This is a genomic window from Kitasatospora sp. HPM-01-4 (assembly GCF_051374625.1).
In the GTDB taxonomy this organism is placed as follows: domain Bacteria; phylum Actinomycetota; class Actinomycetes; order Streptomycetales; family Streptomycetaceae; genus Kitasatospora.
Window position 1 is genome coordinate 5,999,634 of the sequence record NZ_JBPQGP010000005.1, and the last position, 18,001, is coordinate 6,017,634.

Sequence of the window (18,001 nt, forward strand, 5' to 3'; positions counted from 1 at the left end):
CCGCGGTGCGGCCGGCCTCCGCGGGTGGTCCGCTCAGCCGAAGGAGAGGTCGGTGCAGAGGTCGCTGTCGGCGGGGCGGGTGTTCTCGGCGATGGTGACCGGGACGGTGGTGGGCGGGGCGCTCGGGGTGGCGGCGGAGTCGTCCGGTGCGTAGTCACGGCCGAGGGTGACGGTGACACCGTCGGCGGACGGGTCCACCCGGAGGGTGGCACCGGTGAAGTACTGGGTGAGCTGCTCGGCGGCCCCGCGCTGGTCCGGGGCGTACCCGATCAGGGTGGTGCCGCGCGGGGAGGCGTCGGGCCCGAGGACGACGTTCCGGTAGCCCTTCGCCCTGAGCGCGTCGGCCGCCTGCCCGGCGAGTCCGCCGGTCCCCGAGCCGTTGGACACGGTCACCGGAAGGTCGGCGGCCGGGGAGGCCGACGGGGTGGTGGAGGGACCGGCGGACGGAGCGGCCGAGGAGGACGGGCTCGCTGCCTCCTGGCCGGTGCTCTTGCCGTCGAGGGTGTCGTCCTGCCGCAGCAGGTTCCACAGCCGGTCGGCGTCGGGGTGGATGAGGGCGACCCGTTCGCCCGAGTAACGCCAGGGCACCGTAACGAAGTTGATGTCCGTGAGCTTGATGTTCCGCAGTGACTGCGCGAAGTCGGCGAGCTTCACCGCCGTACCCAGTCCGGGGTCGACGGTCAGCGACTTGGTGGCGGCGTCGGCGAGCGGGAGCAGGGTGGCCGGGTTGAGGCCCTCGCCCTGGACCTTCTTGATCAGCGAGGCGACGAAGGCCTGCTGGCGCTTCATCCGGCCTATGTCGGAACCGTCGCCGAAGCCGTGCCGCGCCCGTACGTAGTCCAGTGCCTGCTGCCCGGAGAGGGTCTGGCGGCCCTTGGCGAGCTTTATCCCGTAGGAGTCCACGTCGTTCGGGACGCAGACGTCCACGCCGTGCACGGCGTCGGTCATCGCGGCGAAGCCCTTGAAGTCCACCACGACGGTGTGGTCGACCCGCAGCCCGGTCAGCGCCTCGACGGTGTTCTGGGTGCAGGCGGGGTTGCCCTGCGGGAACTCGCCGACGGTGAAGGCCGAGTTGAACATCTGGTTGGCGTGCGCGGTGGTCCACTTGCCGCTGGGAAGTCTGCACGGCGGGATCGTCACCAGGGTGTCGCGGGGTATCGACACCACGACGGCGTGCCGGTGGTCGCCGTAAATGTGCACCAGCATCGCGGTGTCCGAGTTGCCGACCCCCGCCTCGCCGCCGGCGAGGGCCTCGTTGCCGTCGTCCCGGCTGTCGGAACCGAGCAGCAGGACGTTGACCGGGCGCCCGCCGCCGGTCACGGGAGCCGCGGCCGGCGGCCGGCTGGGTGCGATGCCGCCCGCGTCGAAGGTGCTGATGTTGTGGTCGATGTGCCAGTAGAGCCAGGCTCCGCCGCCGCCGGCGGCCAGTACCAGGACGGCGGCCGTGGCCCCTGCGGCCCGGGCGAGTCGGCCCCGGAGGGAGGCCGGAGTGCCTTTGGCGGGACGGCTCTTGGCGTCGGTCATCATCAGCGCTCTCTGTACGGTCGCCCGGGGGTCCGGCCGGCTGGTGCGGTTCTCACCAGATAGACGGTTCGACAAGGCGTCCGGTTGTACGAGCGCACTCCCCAACAAGGGGGGCGCGGACCGGCGGTCCCTCCGGGGGGTCGTCAGGAGCGGCTGCGCTCCACGGCTCCGGCCGGGATGCGCGCGGCCTCCGGGCCGGCTCCTTCGAGCATCCGGCGCAGCAGGTCGCGGAGTTGGGCCCGCTCGCCCTCGGCGAGGGCGGCCAGCGGCTCGCGGGCGAAGTTGAGCGACTCGCGCAGTTCCTCGGAGGCGTCTCTGCCGGTGTCGGTGGCGGCGACCAGCTTGACCCGGCGGTCCTGCGGGTCCGCCTCGCGGGTGACGAACCCGCGGTTCTCCAGCCGGTCCACGATGCCCGTGATGTTGGACGGCTCGCAGCTCAGCGTCTGGGCGATCTGGCGCATGGGCATCGGGCCGCGTCTCAGCAGTGCGAGCACCTTCGCCTGGGCACCGGTGAGTGATCGGGCGGCGGCGGCGTCCTCGTACTCCCGGTGGAAGAGCGCGACCAGGCTCGCCATGAGGTCCACGACCTCGCGGGTGATCGCGTCGGTGGGCGGCGGGGCGACCGGACTCGGTTGCATCTCCATGCTTTCGAGTGTAGCTGGAAAGTTGACAACATGAACCTTTCATGTCCACGATTGCTTTAGGAGGTCAACCTTTTACGTTGACCGGGTACGGGACGAACATCGGGAGTGCAGCCATGGCAGAGCAGGCAGTGCCCACCACGGGGCGGGAGTGGCACCTGGAGGCCCGGCCGGAGGGCTGGCCCAAGACCGGCGACTTCGCCCTGGTCGAGGCCGAGGTTCGGCAGCCGGGGCCGGGAGAGATCCTGGTCCGCAACGCGTACCTGTCGGTCGACCCCTACATGCGCGGGCGGATGAACGATGCGCGGTCGTACGCTCCGCCGTACCGGCTCGGCGAGGTGATGGAGGGCGGCGCGGTCGGCTACGTGGTGGCCTCGCAGGCCGAGGGCTTCGCGGTGGGCGACGCGGTGCTGCACGGCCTCGGCTGGCGCGAGTACGCCACCGTCGACGCCAAGCACGCGGTCAAGGTCGACCCCGAACTCGCCCCGCTCTCCTACTACCTGGGCATCCTCGGCATGCCCGGCCTGACCGCCTACGCCGGACTGCTCGAGGTCGGCGGCTTCAAGGCGGGCGACACCGTCTTCGTCTCCGGCGCGGCCGGCGCGGTCGGCTCGCTGGTCGGCCAGATCGCCAAGCTCAAGGGCGCGGCCCGGGTGGTCGGTTCGGCCGGTTCGGCGGAGAAGGTCGCCAAGCTGGTGGACGACTACGGCTTCGACGCCGCCTTCAACTACAAGGACGGGCCGGTCCACGACCTGCTGACCGAGGCCGCTCCCGACGGCATCGACGTCTACTTCGACAACGTCGGCGGCGACCATCTGGAGGCGGCGATCTCCGCTCTCAAGGTGCACGGCCGGGCCACCCTCTGCGGCGCGATCTCGCAGTACAACGCCACCAGTGCGCCGGCGGGTCCGCGCAACCTGGTGCAGGCCATCGGCAAGCGGCTGCGCCTGCAGGGCATGCTGGTCGCCGACCACGCCGCGCTCCAGCCGCAGTTCGTCGCCGAGATGGCGGGCTGGCTGAAGGACGGCAGCCTGCACTACGACGAGACCGTCGTGGACGGTGTGGAGAACGCCCTCGAGGCCTTCCTCGGCCTGCTGCGCGGCGACAACACCGGCAAGATGGTGGTCCGGCTCGGTTCCTGACGCACCGTCCGCTGTCCGGGCGCCCCCGTGGATCGGTCTCCGCGGGGGCGCCCGGCGCGCTGTGCGGACCTTCCGCGTTCCGCGCGGACGTTCTGCGCACGGATTCGGACTTTTCGATGGAGCGTCACACCTGTCGCGGACCCCGGCCGCTACGGTTGATCCGTCGCGGATGGGGCCGTTCGGGGGAGAGATCCGGAGGAGGGGTAGACCTCGTGGCGGATCTGGCTAGCATTGAGCGAGAGCTTGTCCGTTTTGCTCAACTTGATGACCTAATGTCGAATAAGTTGAGTGTCGCGGGGGCAGGAACCGGTCAGGCGGCGACGCAGGACCGGTGGCGGGTACGAGGCAGCTGGGGAAGGCGACCCTCGTCCACAGCCTGGAGGTCCCGGTGACGACACGTGGAGTCCTGTACGTCCACTCCGCGCCCCGCGCGCTGTGCCCGCACGTCGAGTGGGCGGTCGCGGGCGTGCTCGGTGTGCGGGTCGGCCTCGACTGGATCCGCCAGCCGGCCGCGCCCGGCCACTGGCGTGCCGAGTTCTCCTGGCAGGGGGAGCCCGGCACCGCGTCGAAGCTGGCATCCGCCCTGCGCGGTTGGCAGTTGCTCCGGTACGAGGTGACCAGCGAGCCCTGCGCCGGCGCGGAGGGGGAGCGCTACAGCAGTACGCCCACGCTCGGCATCTTCCACGCGGTCACCGGGCTCCACGGGGACATCCTGATTCCGGAGGACCGGCTGCGGGCCGTGCTGCTGCGGGCCAAGACCGAGGGTGGCGACCTGGAGGCCGAGTTGGCGCGGCTGCTCGGCAAGCCGTGGGACGACGAGCTCGAACCCTTCCGCTACGCGGGCGAGGGCGCTCCGGTGCGCTGGCTGCACCAGGTGGTCTGAGGGCCGGGCGGGAGCCGTCTTCGACCGCCCGATGCGCCTTGCTCCTTGGCGGGGCGGCGCCGACCACTGCCTTCCGGACCGGGCGGCTCCCCGCGCCCCGAGAGCATGCCCGCCTGTCCCCGAAGGTCCGCACGCACAAGGGCCGTACCGGCAACTCCGGTACGGCCCTTGTGCGCTGGCTGTGCGTCAGACGGTGCGGAAGGCGAGGACCACGTTGTGGCCGCCGAAGCCGAAGGAGTTGTTGAGGGCGGCGATGCGGCCCTCGGGGAGCTTGCGGGGCTCGCCGCGGACGATGTCCGCGTCGACCTCGTCGTCCAGGTCGTCGACGTTGGTGGTCGGCGGGGCGAGGCGGTTGTGGAGCGCGAGCACGGTGGCGACGGTCTCGATGCCGCCGGCACCGCCCAGCAGGTGGCCGGTCATCGACTTGGTCGCCGAGATGGCGATGTGGTCGACGTGGTCACCGAGTTCCTTGCGCAGCGCCTTGATCTCGGCGACGTCGCCCTGCGGGGTCGAGGTGGCGTGCGCGTTGACGTGCACGACCTCGGCCTTGTCCAGGTCGGTCTGCTCGAACAGGCCGGCCAGCGCCTGGGCGATGCCGGCACCGGTCGGCTCCGGCTGCGCGATGTGGTGCGCGTCGGAGGAGAGGCCCTGACCGACGGCCTCGCAGTAGACGCGGGCACCGCGGGCGGCCGCGTGCTCGGCCGACTCCAGCACGACCACGCCGGCGCCCTCGCCCAGCACGAAGCCGTCACGGCCCTTGTCGTACGGGCGGGAGGCGCGCTGCGGCTCCTCGTTGTTCTTGGACATCGCCATCATGTTGGCGAACGCGGCGATCGGCAGCGGGTGGATCGCCGCCTCGGTGCCGCCGGCCACCACGACGTCGGCGCGGCCGCTGCGGATCATCTCGATCGCGTAGCCGATCGCCTCGGCGCCGGAGGCACAGGCGGAGACGGGAGTGTGCACGCCGGCGCGGGCACCGAACTCCAGACCGACGTTGGCCGCCGGGGAGTTGGGCATCAGCATCGGGACGGTGTGCGGGGAGACCTTGCGGACGCCCTTCTCCTTCAGCACGTCGTACTGGTCGAGCAGGGTGGTCACACCGCCGATGCCGGAGGCGATCACGGCGCCCAGGCGCTCGGGGGTCAGCTTGGAGGACTCGTCGGTGGCGGGAACCTCGAAGCCGGCGTCGGCCCAGGCCTCGCGGGCCGCGATCAGGGCGAACTGCGCCGAGCGGTCCAGCTTGCGGGCCAGCGGACGGGGGAGGATCTCGGCCGGGTCCACGGCGGTGCGCGCGGCGATCCGGACGGGCAGCTGGGCGGCCCACTCCTCGGTCAGCTCGACGACACCGGAACGGCCCTCAAGCAGGCCCTCCCAGAACGAGGCGGCGGTGCCGCCCAGCGGCGTGAAGGCGCCGATACCTGTGACGACCACGGTGCGATTTTCAGCGGTCACTGGTTTCTTCTTCTCTCACGTTGTGCGGGGAGGGTGGGCCGGGCCGAAGGGTGAGGCCGGGGATGGGCCCTGGGCCGGGATCACCGGCCGGGACGTGTCAGACGCCCCGGCCGGTTCGGTCACCGGAGACCGGAGGTGGATCAGGCGTTGGCCAGGATGTAGTCGACGGCGTCGCCGACGGTCTTCAGGTCCTTGACCTTGTCGTCCGGGATCTTCACCTCGAACTTCTCCTCGGCGGCCACGACGACCTCGACCATGGAGAGCGAGTCGACGTCCAGGTCGTCGGTGAAGGACTTGTCGAGCTCGACGTCCTCGACCGGGATGCCGGCGATCTCGTTGACGATGTCGGCAAGACCTTCCAGGACCTCGTCCTTGGTAGCCATAATCGGCTGCTCCTCTTCGCTGTGGATCGCCCACTGCCCGGCGGACAGTCGGCAGGTTTTCGGTGCCGCGCCCACGGATGCGGGACACGGTGGTGCAACTGGCGGTGATGTTGCCTAGGGGAGAGTAACGACTGCCGCGGCGTAGACCAGACCCGCCCCGAAGCCGATGATCAGTGCGAGGTCGCCGCTCTTGGCCTCACCGGCCTCCAGCATCCGCTCCATGGCGAGCGGAATGGAGGCGGCGGAGGTGTTGCCGGTCTCGACGATGTCGCGGGCCACGGGGACCGAGCCGGGCAGCTTGAGCGCCTTGATCATGGCATCGGTGATCCGCATGTTGGCCTGGTGCGGGATGAACGCACCGAGCTGGTCGGCGGTGATCCCGGCGGCGTCCAGCGCCTGCTGGGCGACCTTGGCCATCTCCCACACGGCCCAGCGGAAGACCGTCTGGCCCTCCATCCGCAGCGCGGGCCACCGTACCTCGTCGCCGGCGCCGTTGACGGCGTCGGCCTTGACGAAGGCGGTGTCCCAGGCCTGCGTCTGGGAGATGACGTCCTTCTGCGAGCCGTCCGAACCCCAGATGACCTTGCCGATCCCGGGGGTGTCGGACGGGCCGACGATGGCCGCGCCCGCGCCGTCACCGAAGATGAAGGCGGTCGAGCGGTCCGAGGTGTCGGTCAGGTCGCTGAGCCGCTCCACGCCGATCACCAGCACGTACTCGGCGCTGCCGCCGCGCACCATGCCGTCGGCCAGGCTCAGGCCGTAGCCGAAGCCCGCGCAGGCGGCCGAGACGTCGAAGGCCGGGGCGGTGCCGCAGCCGAGCCGCTCGGCGATCTCGGTCGCGATGGCCGGGGTCTGCTTGAGGTGCGAGACGGTCGCGACGATCACGCCGCCGATCTGTGCCGGGTCGATCCCGGCCTGGGCGATCGCCTTGCCGGCCGCCTGGACCGACATCTCGCTGACGGTCTCCTCCGGGCCCGCCCAGCGGCGCTCGGCGATCCCGCTGCGGGTACGGATCCACTCGTCGGAGGAGTCGATCCAGTTCAGCACCTCGGCGTTCGGGATCACCCGGACCGGGCGGTAGCCGCCCACTCCGTGGATCCGCGAGTACGCGGCGCCGGTCGAGGGACGGATCTGCGCGGTGGTCATGCGTTCTGCTCCTGACCGCCGTGCTCCGCGACCAGCGCGCGCGCCTTGTCGAGATCGGCGGGGGTCTTGAGGGCCAGCGTCGCCACACCCTTGAGGTTTCGCTTGATCAGGTTGGTGAGGGTGCCCGCCGGGGAGAGCTCGATCACGGCGGTGGCGCCCAGCTGCCCCAGGGTCTCCATGCACAGGTCCCAGCGGACCGGGTTGGAGACCTGCGACACCAGGCGGTCCAGCACCTCGGCACCGGAGTCCACGACCTCGCCGTCCCGGTTGGAGACGTACGAGACCAGGGGGTCCGAGACGGTCAGGGTGGGCGCCAGCTTGGCCAGGCGCTCCACGCCCGGGGCCATGTGCTCGGTGTGGAACGCACCGGCCACCTTGAGCGGGATCAGCCGGGCACCGGCCGGCGGGTCGGCCTTGAGCGCCGCCAGCTGCTCCAGCGTGCCGGCCGCGACGATCTGCCCGCCGCCGTTGTTGTTGGCGGCCGTCAGCCCGTGCTCGGCCAGCTTGGCGGCGACCACCTCGGGGTCGCCACCGAGCAGCGCGGCCATCCCGGTCGCGGTCCGGGCGGCGGCCTCGGCCATGGCCAGGCTGCGCTCACGGACAAATGCCAGCGCGTCGTGCGCGCTCAGCACACCGGCGCAGGCGGCGGCGGTGATCTCACCGACGCTGTGACCGGCGACCGCGCCGACCAGCTTGCGGGCCTCGGCCTCGTCGGGGAACAGGGCACGGGCGGTGAGCAGACCGGCAGCGACCAGCAGCGGCTGGGCGACGGCGGTGTCCTTGATCTCTTCCTCGCCCGCTTCGGTGCCGAAGCGGACCAGGTCGATCCCGGCCACGGCCGACCAGCGCTGCAGCCGGTCGGCAGCGCCGTCCAGCTCCAGCCAGGGGCTGAGGAAGCCAGGGGTCTGGGCACCCTGTCCAGGGGCGACGATTACGAGCACGGTTCAACCCTCTCTCGCCAGGCACCCGGGGACGGGTAGGCGACGGTAACGAAGAAAAGCATGCGGGATTGTGGAGTCCCTACAGGGCGGGGTCAGCCCTGTTCGGCGACCGATCCGAGACGGCCCAGCGCGAGAGCGATGCGCAGGGTGAACGCCGACCGTACGTCGGACGGAGCATAGCCGGTGACATCGGTCACACGTCGCAGCCGGTAGCGCACCGTGTTCGGATGGACGAAGAGCATCCTGGCGGCTCCCTCCAAAGAGGAGGCCTGCTCAAGGTAGACGCTCAGGGTCTCCAGCAGTGCCGAACCGGCCTCGTCGAGCGGTGTGTAGATCTCCTCCACCAGCTGCCGCCGCGCGGCCCGGTCGCCGGCCAGTGCCCGCTCGGGCAGCAGGTCGTCCGCCAGCACCGGACGCGGGGCGTCCGGCCAGGCGGCGCAGGCCCGCAGCCCGGCGGCCGCGGCCGCCGCGGATCTGGTCGCCGACAGCAGGTCGGGCACGGTCGGGCCGACCACCACCGGGCCCGGCGCGAACTGGCCGATCAGCGCCCGCGCGGCGTGCACCGGCTCCTTGTCGCCGCCGACCACCACGACCAGCCGCTTGCCCAGGACACCGGTCAGCACATGCAGCTTGGCGTATCTGGCGGCCCGGCGGATCGCCTCCACCACCAGCTCGCTGTCCCCGTCCGGGGCGCTGCCCATCACCACCCGGACCTGGGTCGGCTGGCCCCAGCCCAGCGCGGCGGCCCGGGAGAGCACTCCCTCGTCCGCATCACCGGAGAGCAGCGAGTTGACGACCAGCGCCTCAAGCCGCGCGTCCCACGCGCCGCGCGCCTCCGCCGCCTGCGCGTACACCTGGGCGGTGGCGAAGGCGATCTCCCGCGCGTACACCAGGACCGACTCGCGCATCCCGGCCTCGTCGCCGGGGGCGGCCACCTCCTCGATGGCCTCCTCCATCACCTCGATGGTGGTGCGGATCAGCTCCACGGTCTGGCGCAGGGTGATCGCCCTGGTCAGCTCGCGGGGTGCGGTGCCGAAGACGTCCGTCGAGATCGCCTGGGGGGCCTCCGGGTGGCGGTACCACTCGGTGAAGGCGGCGATACCGGCCTGGGCGACCAGGCCGATCCAGGACCGGTGCTCCGGCGGCATCCGCCGGTACCAGCCCAGCTGGTCGTCCATCCGCGCGATCGCGGCGCTGGCCAGCTTGCCCGCCGACTTCTCCAGCCGCTTGAGCGTCGCGGCCCGCAGCTCGGCCCGCTCGGCGGCCAGCTTGCGCTCCTGCGCGGTCAGCCGTCCCGGCCTGCCGTTGCGCGGACGCTCGGCGGCCTTGGCGGGGGCCTTCGCCGGAGCCTGCGCGGGCCCGGTGTCCTCGGGCCCTGGGGCGGGCGCGGCGGCCCTTCCGGCCCCGGCCTTCGCGGGCGCGGCCTTCGTGGCCCCGGACTTCTTGTCGGAATTCGCTGAAGCGGCTGGCACAGGACAAGCCTGCCTCACGTCGGTCGGTGCTCGTGCACACCCCCGCCGGTTGTGGCGGTGGCTCCGGTCACACCGGCTACGGTGTCAGTCGTGACTGACGCCGCCACCCGCCCCCGTGCCGACCTGCGCCGATCGACCGAGCGCTACCGTTCCACGCCGGCCGAAGGCATCGAGACCAGGCACGCCTTCTCCTTCGCCGGCCACTACGACCCGAAGAACACCCACTTCGGGGCGCTGCTCGCCTGCAACGAGGAGACCCTGGCCCCCGGCGCGGGCTTCGACGAGCACCGCCACCGCGACACCGAGATCCTCACCTGGGTCGTCGAGGGCGCCCTCGCCCACCGGGACGGCGACGGCCACGCGGGCGTGGTCCGCCCGGGCATGGTCCAGCACCTCAGCGCGGGCTCCGGGGTCAGCCACACCGAGCGCAACGTCGGCGGGGCCGAGGTGCCGGTGCGGTTCGTACAGATGTGGCTGCAGCCGGACTCGTTCGACACTCCGCCCGGCTACGGGCTGCGCCGCGTCGAGCCGGCCGCGGACGGGCTGACGCTGCTCGCGTCCGGACTGGAACGGGACGCCGATACGGACGCGCTCCGGCTGCGGCGCAGCGACGCCGCGCTCTACCTGGTCACGGCCGGTCCCTGGCAGCCGCTGCCCGCGCTGCCGCAGGCGCCCTACCGGTACCTCCACCTGACGGACGGCTCGGTGGGATACCGGACGGTCCCGGGGCCGCAGGGGGGCGGGAGGTCGATGACGGCGGGGGACAGCGTCCGGGTCACCGGGAACGCGTTCGCCGATCCGACGGCGGGGGCGGACGGCGCTCAGCTGCTGCTCTGGGAGATGCACTCGGGGCTGAAGTACGGCTGAGGGCCGGGCACCGCGGGCGGGTACGGGAGCCGTCTCCCGCCCCGGGCGACCGGACCGCGCTCCGGGTTCCGGGGGAGCCCCCGCACGCGGCCTGACCCCGAACGGGTCAGCGGGAGGGCGATACGGGTGGTGGCGGCTTACGTTGGCGATGGCCCGTACCGCCCCCTCGCCGCGGGGCCGCAGCCGTGGGCCGCTTCCCCCGCTCCCGCCCAGAGAGGCGCCTCGACATGGCCGACCCCTCCCAGCAACGGTGTGTGTACGGACCGCGAGGCAGGATATGCCTGGCAGGTCTCGTCGTCGCCGCCCTCCTGACGGGCGCGGGCTGCTCCGGGACCCCCGGCCTGGTGGTCGCCGCCTCGAACGCCGGTACGTCCGGCGCCGGCTACGCCTCCGCGTCGGCCCCGGCGTCGGGAGCGGGGTCGGGAGCGGGGTCGGCGGCCGCCTCCAGCAGCCCTCCGGTGGAGCTGACCCCGGCGGTGACCGCCCAACTCGACGCGGCGGTCGGCGAGGTGATGCGGAAGGCCGATGTGCCCGGGGTGATCGTGGGGCTCTCGATCCCCGGTAACGGCACCTACACCAAGGCGTTCGGGGTCGCCGACCGCAGCGGCAACACGGCCATGACCACCGATCTGAACATGCGGATCGGCAGTGTGACCAAGACCTTCACCGTCACCGCGCTGCTGCGCCTGGTGGACGCGGGCAAGGTCGGGCTGGACGATCCGATCGGCAAGTACGTCGCCGGGGTGCCGAACGGGGACCGGATCACCCTGCGGCAGCTGGCCCAGATGCGCAGTGGCCTGTACCCGCACAGCTCGGACCAGGAGTTCGTGAACCTCCTGCTCTCCAACCCCGCCAGGCCGTTCACGCCGCAGGAACTGCTCGGCTACAGCTTCAGGCACCCGGTGTCCTTCGACCCGGGGAGCCAGTACCAGTACTCCAACACCAACACCGTCCTGCTCGGCATGGTGGTGGAGAAGGCCTCCGGCCAGCCGCTCCAGGACTTCCTGCAGCAGCAGGTGTTCGGGCCGGCGGGCCTGCAGCACACGGTCTTCCCGACGGACGCGTCCTTCCCCGACCCGCACGCGCACGGCTACACCAGCCAGATGGCGGCCGCCGGAGGCCAGACGCCGGATGCCGGCCAGAGTGCGAGTGCCGGCCAGAGCGCGAGTGCGAGTCAGAGCGCGAGCGCGGGGCAGACACCGGGTGGCGCGAGCGCGGACGCGACCGACTGGAACCCGTCCTGGGCCTGGGCGGCCGGAACCATGATCTCCAACCTCACCGACCTGCAGAACTGGGCCGGGGCGCTGGCCACAGGGACCCTGCTCAGCCCCGGCACCCAGGCGCAGCGGCTGCAGATGCTGCCCACCGGCTACCCCAACACGGGTTACGGCCTGGGGCTGCTCGGCGACAACGGGTGGGTCGGGCACAACGGTTCGGTTCCCGGCTACCAGAGTCTGGTGCTGTACCTGCCGTCCGCGAAAGCCAGCCTGGTGGTGCTCACCAACACCGATGCGAGCTACCAGGGCTCGGAGAACTCGACGCTGCTCGGTGAGGAGATCACCCGCATCGTGACGCCGGGGAACGTGTACTCGCTGCCGGCGGGCCCGGCAGCGGCGGCTTCGCCGTCCGGGTCCTCCGCCTCGCCGTCCGGGTCCTCCGCCTCGCCGTCCGGGTCCTCCGCCTCGCCGTCCGGAGTGGAGCCGTCCGGAGTGGAGCCGTCCGGCTCGGAGTCGGACGCATCGGGGTTCCCCACCTCGCCGTACCCGTCCCCCACCGGGGCGGCCTCCCCGTCGCCCTCGGGCCCCGTGTCCGCTCCGTCCGCATCCTCGCCGCGGTCACAAGCGCCCTCGGGTGCGGCTTCGGACGTGCCCTCGGACCTGCCGTCGCCGTCCGGGCCCGCCTCGTTCCCGTCCTCGGGGTCCCGCTCCGGGCGGCCCGGGGCCGGGGCGAGCTGACCGTAGCGCCGCGACGGCCGAACTCCGGCCCGGCACAGGGCGGTTGGGGCCTGTGCCGGGCCGGATCCGGGTGTCTGCGGCCGGTCGGTCAGCCGCGCAGTTCGGCCAGGACCGCGTCGTTGAACTGCGGCCAGGCCTCGGCGGCCCACGGCCCGAAGTCGCGGTCGGTGAGGGCGACACAGGCGACGCCCGCGACCGGGTCGACCCAGAGGAAGGTGCCGGACTGGCCGAAGTGGCCGAAGGTCTCGGGGGAGTTGGCGGTGCCGGTCCAGTGCGGTGACTTCTCGCCGCGGATCTCGAAGCCGAGCCCCCAGTCGTTGGGGCGGCGGTGTCCGAAGCCCGGCAGGACGCCGCTCACACCCGGGAACGCGACCTCCCGGGTGGCGGTGCGCACGGTGGACGGGTCCAGCAGCGTGGGCGCCTGCAACTCGGCGGCGAAGCGGGTGAGATCGGCCAGGGTGGAGAGGCCGCCCGCACCGGCGGGCGAGCGGTGGGCGGTGTTGATCAGGGTGGCCCGCATGCCCAGCGGCTCGAACACCGCCTCGGCGGCGTACTGCGCGAAGTTGATCCCGGCGGCCTTGGTCAGGGTGTCCGCCAGCACGTCGAAGCCGGCGTTGGAGTAGAGCCGGCGGTTGCCGGGCGCGGCCATCGTCCGGTGCTCGTCGAAGGCCAGTCCCGAGGTGTGCGCGAGCAGGTGCCGGATGGTCGAACCCTCAGGCCCGGCCGGGTCGTCCAGCTCGAACACCCCTTCCTCGACCGCGACCAGCACCGCGTACGAAGTGAGCATCTTGGTCACCGACGCCAGCGGGAACAGCCGTTCCTGCGGCCCGTGTTCGCCCAGCACGACGCCGTCCGCGCCCCGTACCACGGCGGTTGCCGCGTTCGGCACCGGCCAGTCCTCGATCATCCGCAAGCTCTGCATGTGCCGACTCTAACGAGCCCGGCCGCAGGGTGGCGTGGGAGGCTTGCTTAGAGTGCGCTCCAACTCGGTAACTTCATAGTCATCGCCGATCGACGGGGGCCACCAATGGCAACGAGCGCAACGATCAAGTCTGATCCGCTGAGCTGCGGTGAGGCCTACCGGATGGCGAATGCGGAGGCCGACCGCACCCCGCGGCACAGCATCAGCGAGGTCGCGGCGGCCAGCGGGCTGACCACCCACACGCTGCGCTGGTACGAGCGGATCGGCCTGCTGGACCCGATCGACCGCTCCTACTCCGGCCAGCGCCGGTACAGCGACGCCGACCTCAACCGGCTCGGCTTCCTCAACCGGCTTCGGCTGACCGGGATGCCGGTCGCCGGCATGCTCCGCTACGTGGAGCTCGCCAGAGCCGGTGAGCGGACCGTCGAGGCCCGCCGGGAGATCCTCGTCGAGCACCGCGAGGAGGTCCGGCAGAAGATCGCCGATCTGCACGCGACCCTCGCGGTCCTCGACTACAAGATCGACATCTACTCGCAGCACGTGGAGCAGGTCGGGCACGCGGCTCCCGCCCGGGACTGCGGGCAGGAGCACCAGTGGTACGAGCAGCACGACCACAGCGACAGGAAGAAGCAGAGCGCATGACTCTCCCCACCACCGTTCTCGGCACCGACGGCCCCGTCGTGGGAACCCAGGGCCTCGGCTGCATGGGCATGAGCGAGTTCTACGGGCCGACCGACGCCACCGAGGCGCTGGCCACCCTGGACGCCGCCCTCGACCTCGGCGTCACCCTGTTCGACACCGCCGACATCTACGGCTCGGGCAAGAACGAGGAGCTGATCGGCCCGTTCGTCCGGGCCAACCGCGACAAGGTCGTCCTCGCCACCAAGTTCGCCATCGAGCGCCGGGCCGACGACCCCATGTACCGGGGCATCCGGAACGACCCCGCGTACATCCGCACCGCGGTCGACGCCTCGCTGCGCCGCCTGGGTGTGGACGTCATCGACCTCTACTACATGCACCGCCGCGACCCGAAGGTCCCGCTGGCCGAGTCGGTCGGTGCGATGGCCGAACTGGTCCAGGCCGGGAAGGTGCGTCACCTCGGGCTCTCCGAGGTGACCGGGGCCGAGCTGCGCGAGGCGCACGCCGTGCACCCGATCGCCGCCCTGCAGTCGGAGTGGTCGCTCTTCTCCCGGGACGTCGAGCGCAGCGCGGTGCCCGTCGCCGCCGAGCTCGGGGTCGCGTTCGTCCCGTACTCGCCGCTCGGGCGGGGCTTCCTGACCGGGGCGGTCAAGTCCACCGAGCAGCTCGCCGAGGACGACTTCCGGCGCACCATGCCGCGGTTCAGCGGGGAGAACGCGGTGCGGAACGCCGCGCTGGTCGAGCCGATCCAGAAGATCGCCGCCGAGCGCGGGGTCAGCGCGGCCCAGGTGGCGCTGGCCTGGGTGCACCAGCAGGCGGAGGTGCACGGGCTGAACGTGGTGCCGATCCCCGGTACCCGCAAGCGCTCCAGGCTGGCGGAGAACGTCGCGGCGGCGACGCTGCGGCTCACTCCGCAGGAGCTGGCCGAGCTGGAGCTGATCGCGGGCCGGGTGACCGGGGACCGGTACGCGGACATGGGCTTCACCTCCGCGGGCCGGGAGTAGGCGCACACGCCGGGGGCCGGGGCCCTGCCCGGTCGGGCAGGGCCCCGGCCCCGTACTCCGGGCTGGGCCCGGTGTCAGCCGGTGGTCGGCGGGTGGGTGACGCTCCCGTACCGGCCGAGGGCGATGTCGGCGAAGTTGTGCAGGCTGGAGGTGTTCGGCGCGAGGTAGCCCGTGTGGCCGGAGGCACCGGCGGAGGAGACCCGGATCGCCCCGAACTCCTCGGAGGTCGGGTCGGCGCCGTGGCCGAGGCCGCCGACCTCCAGGTACGGGACGTTGCCGATCCAGTCGGTGGGGTTGCGGGCCGCCCAGAGCCGGACACCGTCGCCCAGCTCGGACGCGTTCTGCACGCCCATGCCCGGGCTGCCGAAGACCACCAGGTCGGTGGTCCGGCCGGCGTGGATCCTCGGCGCGGCGATACCGCAGACCACCGAACCGTACGAGTGGCAGAACAGCGCCGGCGGGGTGTCCGGGTGGCTGGTCGCGCCCAGTCCGTCGAGCAGGCGCTCCAGCCGGGGGGCGCCGACCTCGGCGAGCCGTGAGGTGACCGCGTCCGCGCCGAGGCCCAGGGGGGTGACGTACCCCGTCCAGGCGATCACGGCGGTACGGGTGCCGGGCGACTGCCGGTGCTCCTCGTCGAACAGCGCGCGGGCCATCCCGGAGGTGGAGCGCAGCGGGTCGGAGGGCTGGTCGAAGTGGGCGAGGTCGGCGTCCGAGCCGGGGACCAGCACGGCGACCTTCTCGGCCGAGGCGAGGTCGCCGTAGACCTCGCTGACCAGGCCGCGGCCGCGCGGGTCGAAGGCCAGGATCTGGCGGCCGGGCGCCAGCAGTTCCTCGGTGTTCTCGGCACGCAGCCCGGCCGCGGTGCGCTCGCTCGAAGTCAGCTTCGGGTCGTCGGCACGCCCCCGCCACCGGTCCGCCTCGGCCCTGATCGCCAGCCGGTTGGCCTGGTAGCGGAGCTTGACCGGGGCGCCGTCGAGGTTGCCGACCACCAGCGGGTACCGGACCGCCAGCCGGGTGGCCTGCTCCTGCGTGAGCGAGGCGAAGAAGGCGGCGACCGTCCGGGCGTCGGCGCTGGCCGGGTCGGGCATGGACCGGCCCAGCGAGTGGTCGGCGACCCACTCGGTGCTGCCGGCCGGCGGAGTGGAGATGGCCAGCTGCTCGGTGGCGGCAGCGGCCTGGGCGGCTGCGGCTCCGGCGTCCATCAGGACCGCGCAGCTCGCGAAGGTCCCTATCAGCAGGCGCTTGACACGCCTGCGCCGCGCTGCCGTGTACTGGCTGATCCTGCGCTTCGTCAGCCTTCGCTGCAAGCCGTCAACTCCCTCGGACCCGTGACCGTCGCAGCGGGCCGGGCCCGATGGTGGTACGACCTCCAACTACTCGTCAGCCAGGTTAGGGGCTTTGGGCGCGGGTCGTGCAGGATCCAAACTGTGCGATGAGTCACATCGGGGCGTCATCGCCGCGCGCCCTTCGCGTCGAACTCCCTGACCAGCCGTTTCGGGGCGATGCCGCGCCAGGCCTCCGTCAGCAGATCGCCCAGCTCATCCGGGTCCACTGTGGCGAGATTCACTCGCACCCAGCCGTACCGGCCGGTGTAGGGCGCCGCAGCAGACCGAGCCGCTGTCGGGGGTGCCCATGGCGAAGATCTTCTCGCCGACCCGCAGCGTCACCTCCGTCCCCCAGGTGAGCCGCTCGGTGGTGCGCGGGAGGGCCAGGCCCATGGCCAGGAACCGGTCGAACGTCACCATGCCGCCAGGGTAGGGCGGACCGCCGACAACGCCCGGTTCCCGGCCGCAGGGCGCGGGTCACACCATCCCCAGGGCGTACGCCGCGAAGAGTGCCGCCGCCGCGCCCGTCGCGGCCCTGAGCGGCCCGCGCAGGCCCCAGGGCCCGTCGAAGCGCCGGGCGTACCGCGTGATCGCCGCCAGCACCAGCCCGAAGACCGGCAGCCAGGCCAGCCGGGCCACCACCCAGCCCAGCGAGTCGGGTGCGGTGGTCAGCCCCGGCGCCGTGCCCAGCCGCGAGACGGCCAGGGCGACCGAGTACATCGCCGTCTGGTGCCAGCAGAAGATGGTCATCGCGGAGAGGTTGACCACCACGACCGGCAGCCAGAGCAGCGGCCTGCGGAGCAGGTTGGCGATCCGCTCCCGCAGCAGCATCGCGGCGCCGCACTGGAACGCCGCCAGCGCCAGCACCAGCAGGGACGGCGGGTGGGAGTTGGTCCTGGCCCGGCCCGGCACACCGACCATGCTCGCCGGATAGTGGAAGACCAGCAGCAGCACGGCGAACAGTGCGGCCCCGCCCAGCAGCAGCATCCGCGCCCCGGAGCGCGTGATCCGGCCCTGTGCCCAGGAGACGCCCAGCTGGTAGCCGAACATCCACCCGGGCACCAGGTTCACCAGGGCCAGCCAGGAGGGCATCGAGGAGGCCCACGGGCCGTACCGCAGCAGGTCCACCACCGCGACGGTGCCCAGCAGCGGCGCCGCCGCCCAGCCGCCGAGACGCCGTCCGGCGGCCACGCAGTACGGGGTGAGAGCGGTCAGCCCCAGGTACACGCCGATGTACCAGAGCGGCTGCACCACCAGGACCGTCCCGGTCCGCACCGTGCCCCGCGGCACACCGAGCGTCTCCAGCAGCGGGATCAGGACCGCCCACACGGCGGCCACCCCGAGCACCGGGCGCAGTAACCGGACCGTGCGGGCGCGCAGCCAGGCCGTGGTGCTCACCCCGCGGGCCCTGGCCCGCTCCAGCGAGCGGACCGAGGAGTACCCGCCGACCAGGAAGAACACGCCGAGCAGTTGCAGCGCCCAGCTGAGCGGGGCGAAGAAGCCGAGCGAGGCGAGCGGGCTGGCGTTGTGCAGCACGCCGCCCGAGAGGGTGAGGCCGCCGAGCAGCCAGTGCCCGACCGGAACGGAGAGCAGGGCGAGGGCGCGCAGTCCGTCCAGGGCGCGGTCGCGGTCGGCGGGGGTCCGGTCGGCCACCTTGGCGGCGGTCCGGCTGAGGCGGTGGGCGAGTGGCATACGGGTGCCCTTC

17 protein-coding genes are annotated in these 18,001 nt (G+C 72.4%); 6 read left to right on the top strand and 11 right to left on the bottom strand.

The annotated features are described in order from the left end of the window. Nucleotides 1-33 precede the first annotated feature (33 nt). Complete coding sequence (locus ACSMTC_RS26030; RefSeq protein ID WP_436562125.1) at nt 34-1,524, bottom strand: LCP family protein; 1,491 nt, start codon at nt 1,522-1,524, stop codon at nt 34-36. Between the two features lie 143 nt (nt 1,525-1,667). Continuing rightward, complete coding sequence (locus ACSMTC_RS26035) at nt 1,668-2,168, bottom strand: MarR family winged helix-turn-helix transcriptional regulator (protein WP_436562126.1); 501 nt, start codon at nt 2,166-2,168, stop codon at nt 1,668-1,670. A 113-nt stretch (nt 2,169-2,281) separates the two neighbouring features. Between ACSMTC_RS26035 and ACSMTC_RS26040 the strand changes: the two genes are divergently transcribed. Continuing rightward, on the top strand, nt 2,282-3,307 hold the full coding sequence (locus ACSMTC_RS26040; protein ID WP_436562127.1) for an NADP-dependent oxidoreductase: 1,026 nt from the start codon (nt 2,282-2,284) through the stop codon (nt 3,305-3,307). Nucleotides 3,308-3,695: 388 nt separating this feature from the next. Further along, nucleotides 3,696-4,190 carry a DUF3145 domain-containing protein gene (locus ACSMTC_RS26045; protein ID WP_436562128.1) on the top strand — a complete coding sequence of 165 codons (495 nt, stop codon included), beginning with the start codon at nt 3,696-3,698 and terminating at the stop codon, nt 4,188-4,190. 186 nt (nt 4,191-4,376) lie between these two features. On the opposite strand, the gene fabF is transcribed toward ACSMTC_RS26045, so the two are convergent. From fabF to ACSMTC_RS26070, 5 genes are all read right to left on the bottom strand, one after another. Beyond that, entirely contained in the window at nt 4,377-5,642 is a 1,266-nt protein-coding gene (gene fabF / locus ACSMTC_RS26050) for a beta-ketoacyl-ACP synthase II (RefSeq protein WP_436562129.1), read from the bottom strand. A 140-nt stretch (nt 5,643-5,782) separates the two neighbouring features. Then, nucleotides 5,783-6,025: an acyl carrier protein gene (locus tag ACSMTC_RS26055; RefSeq protein WP_436562130.1), complete on the bottom strand. Its 243-nt coding sequence runs from the start codon at nt 6,023-6,025 to the stop codon at nt 5,783-5,785. A gap of 114 nt (nt 6,026-6,139) precedes the next feature. Further along, on the bottom strand, nt 6,140-7,171 hold the full coding sequence (locus tag ACSMTC_RS26060; RefSeq protein WP_436562131.1) for a beta-ketoacyl-ACP synthase III: 1,032 nt from the start codon (nt 7,169-7,171) through the stop codon (nt 6,140-6,142). Continuing rightward, nucleotides 7,168-8,112: an ACP S-malonyltransferase gene (locus tag ACSMTC_RS26065; protein ID WP_436562132.1), complete on the bottom strand. Its 945-nt coding sequence runs from the start codon at nt 8,110-8,112 to the stop codon at nt 7,168-7,170. Before ACSMTC_RS26065 ends, ACSMTC_RS26060 begins: the two co-directional genes overlap by 4 nt. Nucleotides 8,113-8,204: 92 nt before the next feature. Further along, entirely contained in the window at nt 8,205-9,401 is a 1,197-nt protein-coding gene (locus ACSMTC_RS26070; protein WP_436564813.1) for a PucR family transcriptional regulator, read from the bottom strand. A 273-nt stretch (nt 9,402-9,674) separates the two neighbouring features. Between ACSMTC_RS26070 and ACSMTC_RS26075 the strand changes: the two genes are divergently transcribed. After that, nucleotides 9,675-10,451, top strand: a complete 777-nt coding sequence (locus ACSMTC_RS26075) for a pirin family protein (protein ID WP_436562133.1) — start codon at nt 9,675-9,677, stop codon at nt 10,449-10,451. A 458-nt stretch (nt 10,452-10,909) separates the two neighbouring features. Continuing rightward, nucleotides 10,910-12,406 (top strand): serine hydrolase domain-containing protein, encoded by a 1,497-nt coding sequence (locus tag ACSMTC_RS26080; protein ID WP_436562134.1) that lies wholly within the window; start codon nt 10,910-10,912, stop codon nt 12,404-12,406. Between the two features lie 88 nt (nt 12,407-12,494). Here the strand turns inward: ACSMTC_RS26080 and ACSMTC_RS26085 are convergent, their stop codons facing one another. Next, nucleotides 12,495-13,328, bottom strand: coding sequence for a serine hydrolase domain-containing protein (locus ACSMTC_RS26085; RefSeq protein WP_436562135.1), 834 nt, complete (start codon nt 13,326-13,328; stop codon nt 12,495-12,497). Nucleotides 13,329-13,490: 162 nt separating this feature from the next. On the opposite strand from ACSMTC_RS26085, the gene ACSMTC_RS26090 reads away from it, so the two are divergent. Both ACSMTC_RS26090 and ACSMTC_RS26095 read left to right on the top strand, forming a co-directional pair. Further along, nucleotides 13,491-13,970 carry a MerR family transcriptional regulator gene (locus ACSMTC_RS26090; RefSeq protein WP_436564814.1) on the top strand — a complete coding sequence of 160 codons (480 nt, stop codon included), beginning with the start codon at nt 13,491-13,493 and terminating at the stop codon, nt 13,968-13,970. Beyond that, a complete protein-coding gene (locus tag ACSMTC_RS26095; RefSeq protein ID WP_436562136.1) occupies nt 13,967-14,971 on the top strand; it encodes an aldo/keto reductase in 1,005 nt (334 codons plus the stop codon). Before ACSMTC_RS26090 ends, ACSMTC_RS26095 begins: the two co-directional genes overlap by 4 nt. A 74-nt stretch (nt 14,972-15,045) precedes the next feature. Here ACSMTC_RS26095 and ACSMTC_RS26100 read toward each other — a convergent pair whose 3' ends face one another. The 3 genes from ACSMTC_RS26100 to ACSMTC_RS26110 all read right to left on the bottom strand — a co-directional run bounded on the left by ACSMTC_RS26100 (nt 15,046) and on the right by ACSMTC_RS26110 (nt 17,988). After that, nucleotides 15,046-16,278 carry an alpha/beta hydrolase gene (locus ACSMTC_RS26100; protein ID WP_436562137.1) on the bottom strand — a complete coding sequence of 411 codons (1,233 nt, stop codon included), beginning with the start codon at nt 16,276-16,278 and terminating at the stop codon, nt 15,046-15,048. Nucleotides 16,279-16,509: 231 nt separating this feature from the next. Beyond that, a complete protein-coding gene (locus tag ACSMTC_RS26105) occupies nt 16,510-16,716 on the bottom strand; it encodes a hypothetical protein (RefSeq protein ID WP_436562138.1) in 207 nt (68 codons plus the stop codon). A 57-nt stretch (nt 16,717-16,773) separates the two neighbouring features. Continuing rightward, nucleotides 16,774-17,988 carry an acyltransferase family protein gene (locus ACSMTC_RS26110; protein WP_436562139.1) on the bottom strand — a complete coding sequence of 405 codons (1,215 nt, stop codon included), beginning with the start codon at nt 17,986-17,988 and terminating at the stop codon, nt 16,774-16,776. Nucleotides 17,989-18,001 lie beyond the last annotated feature (13 nt).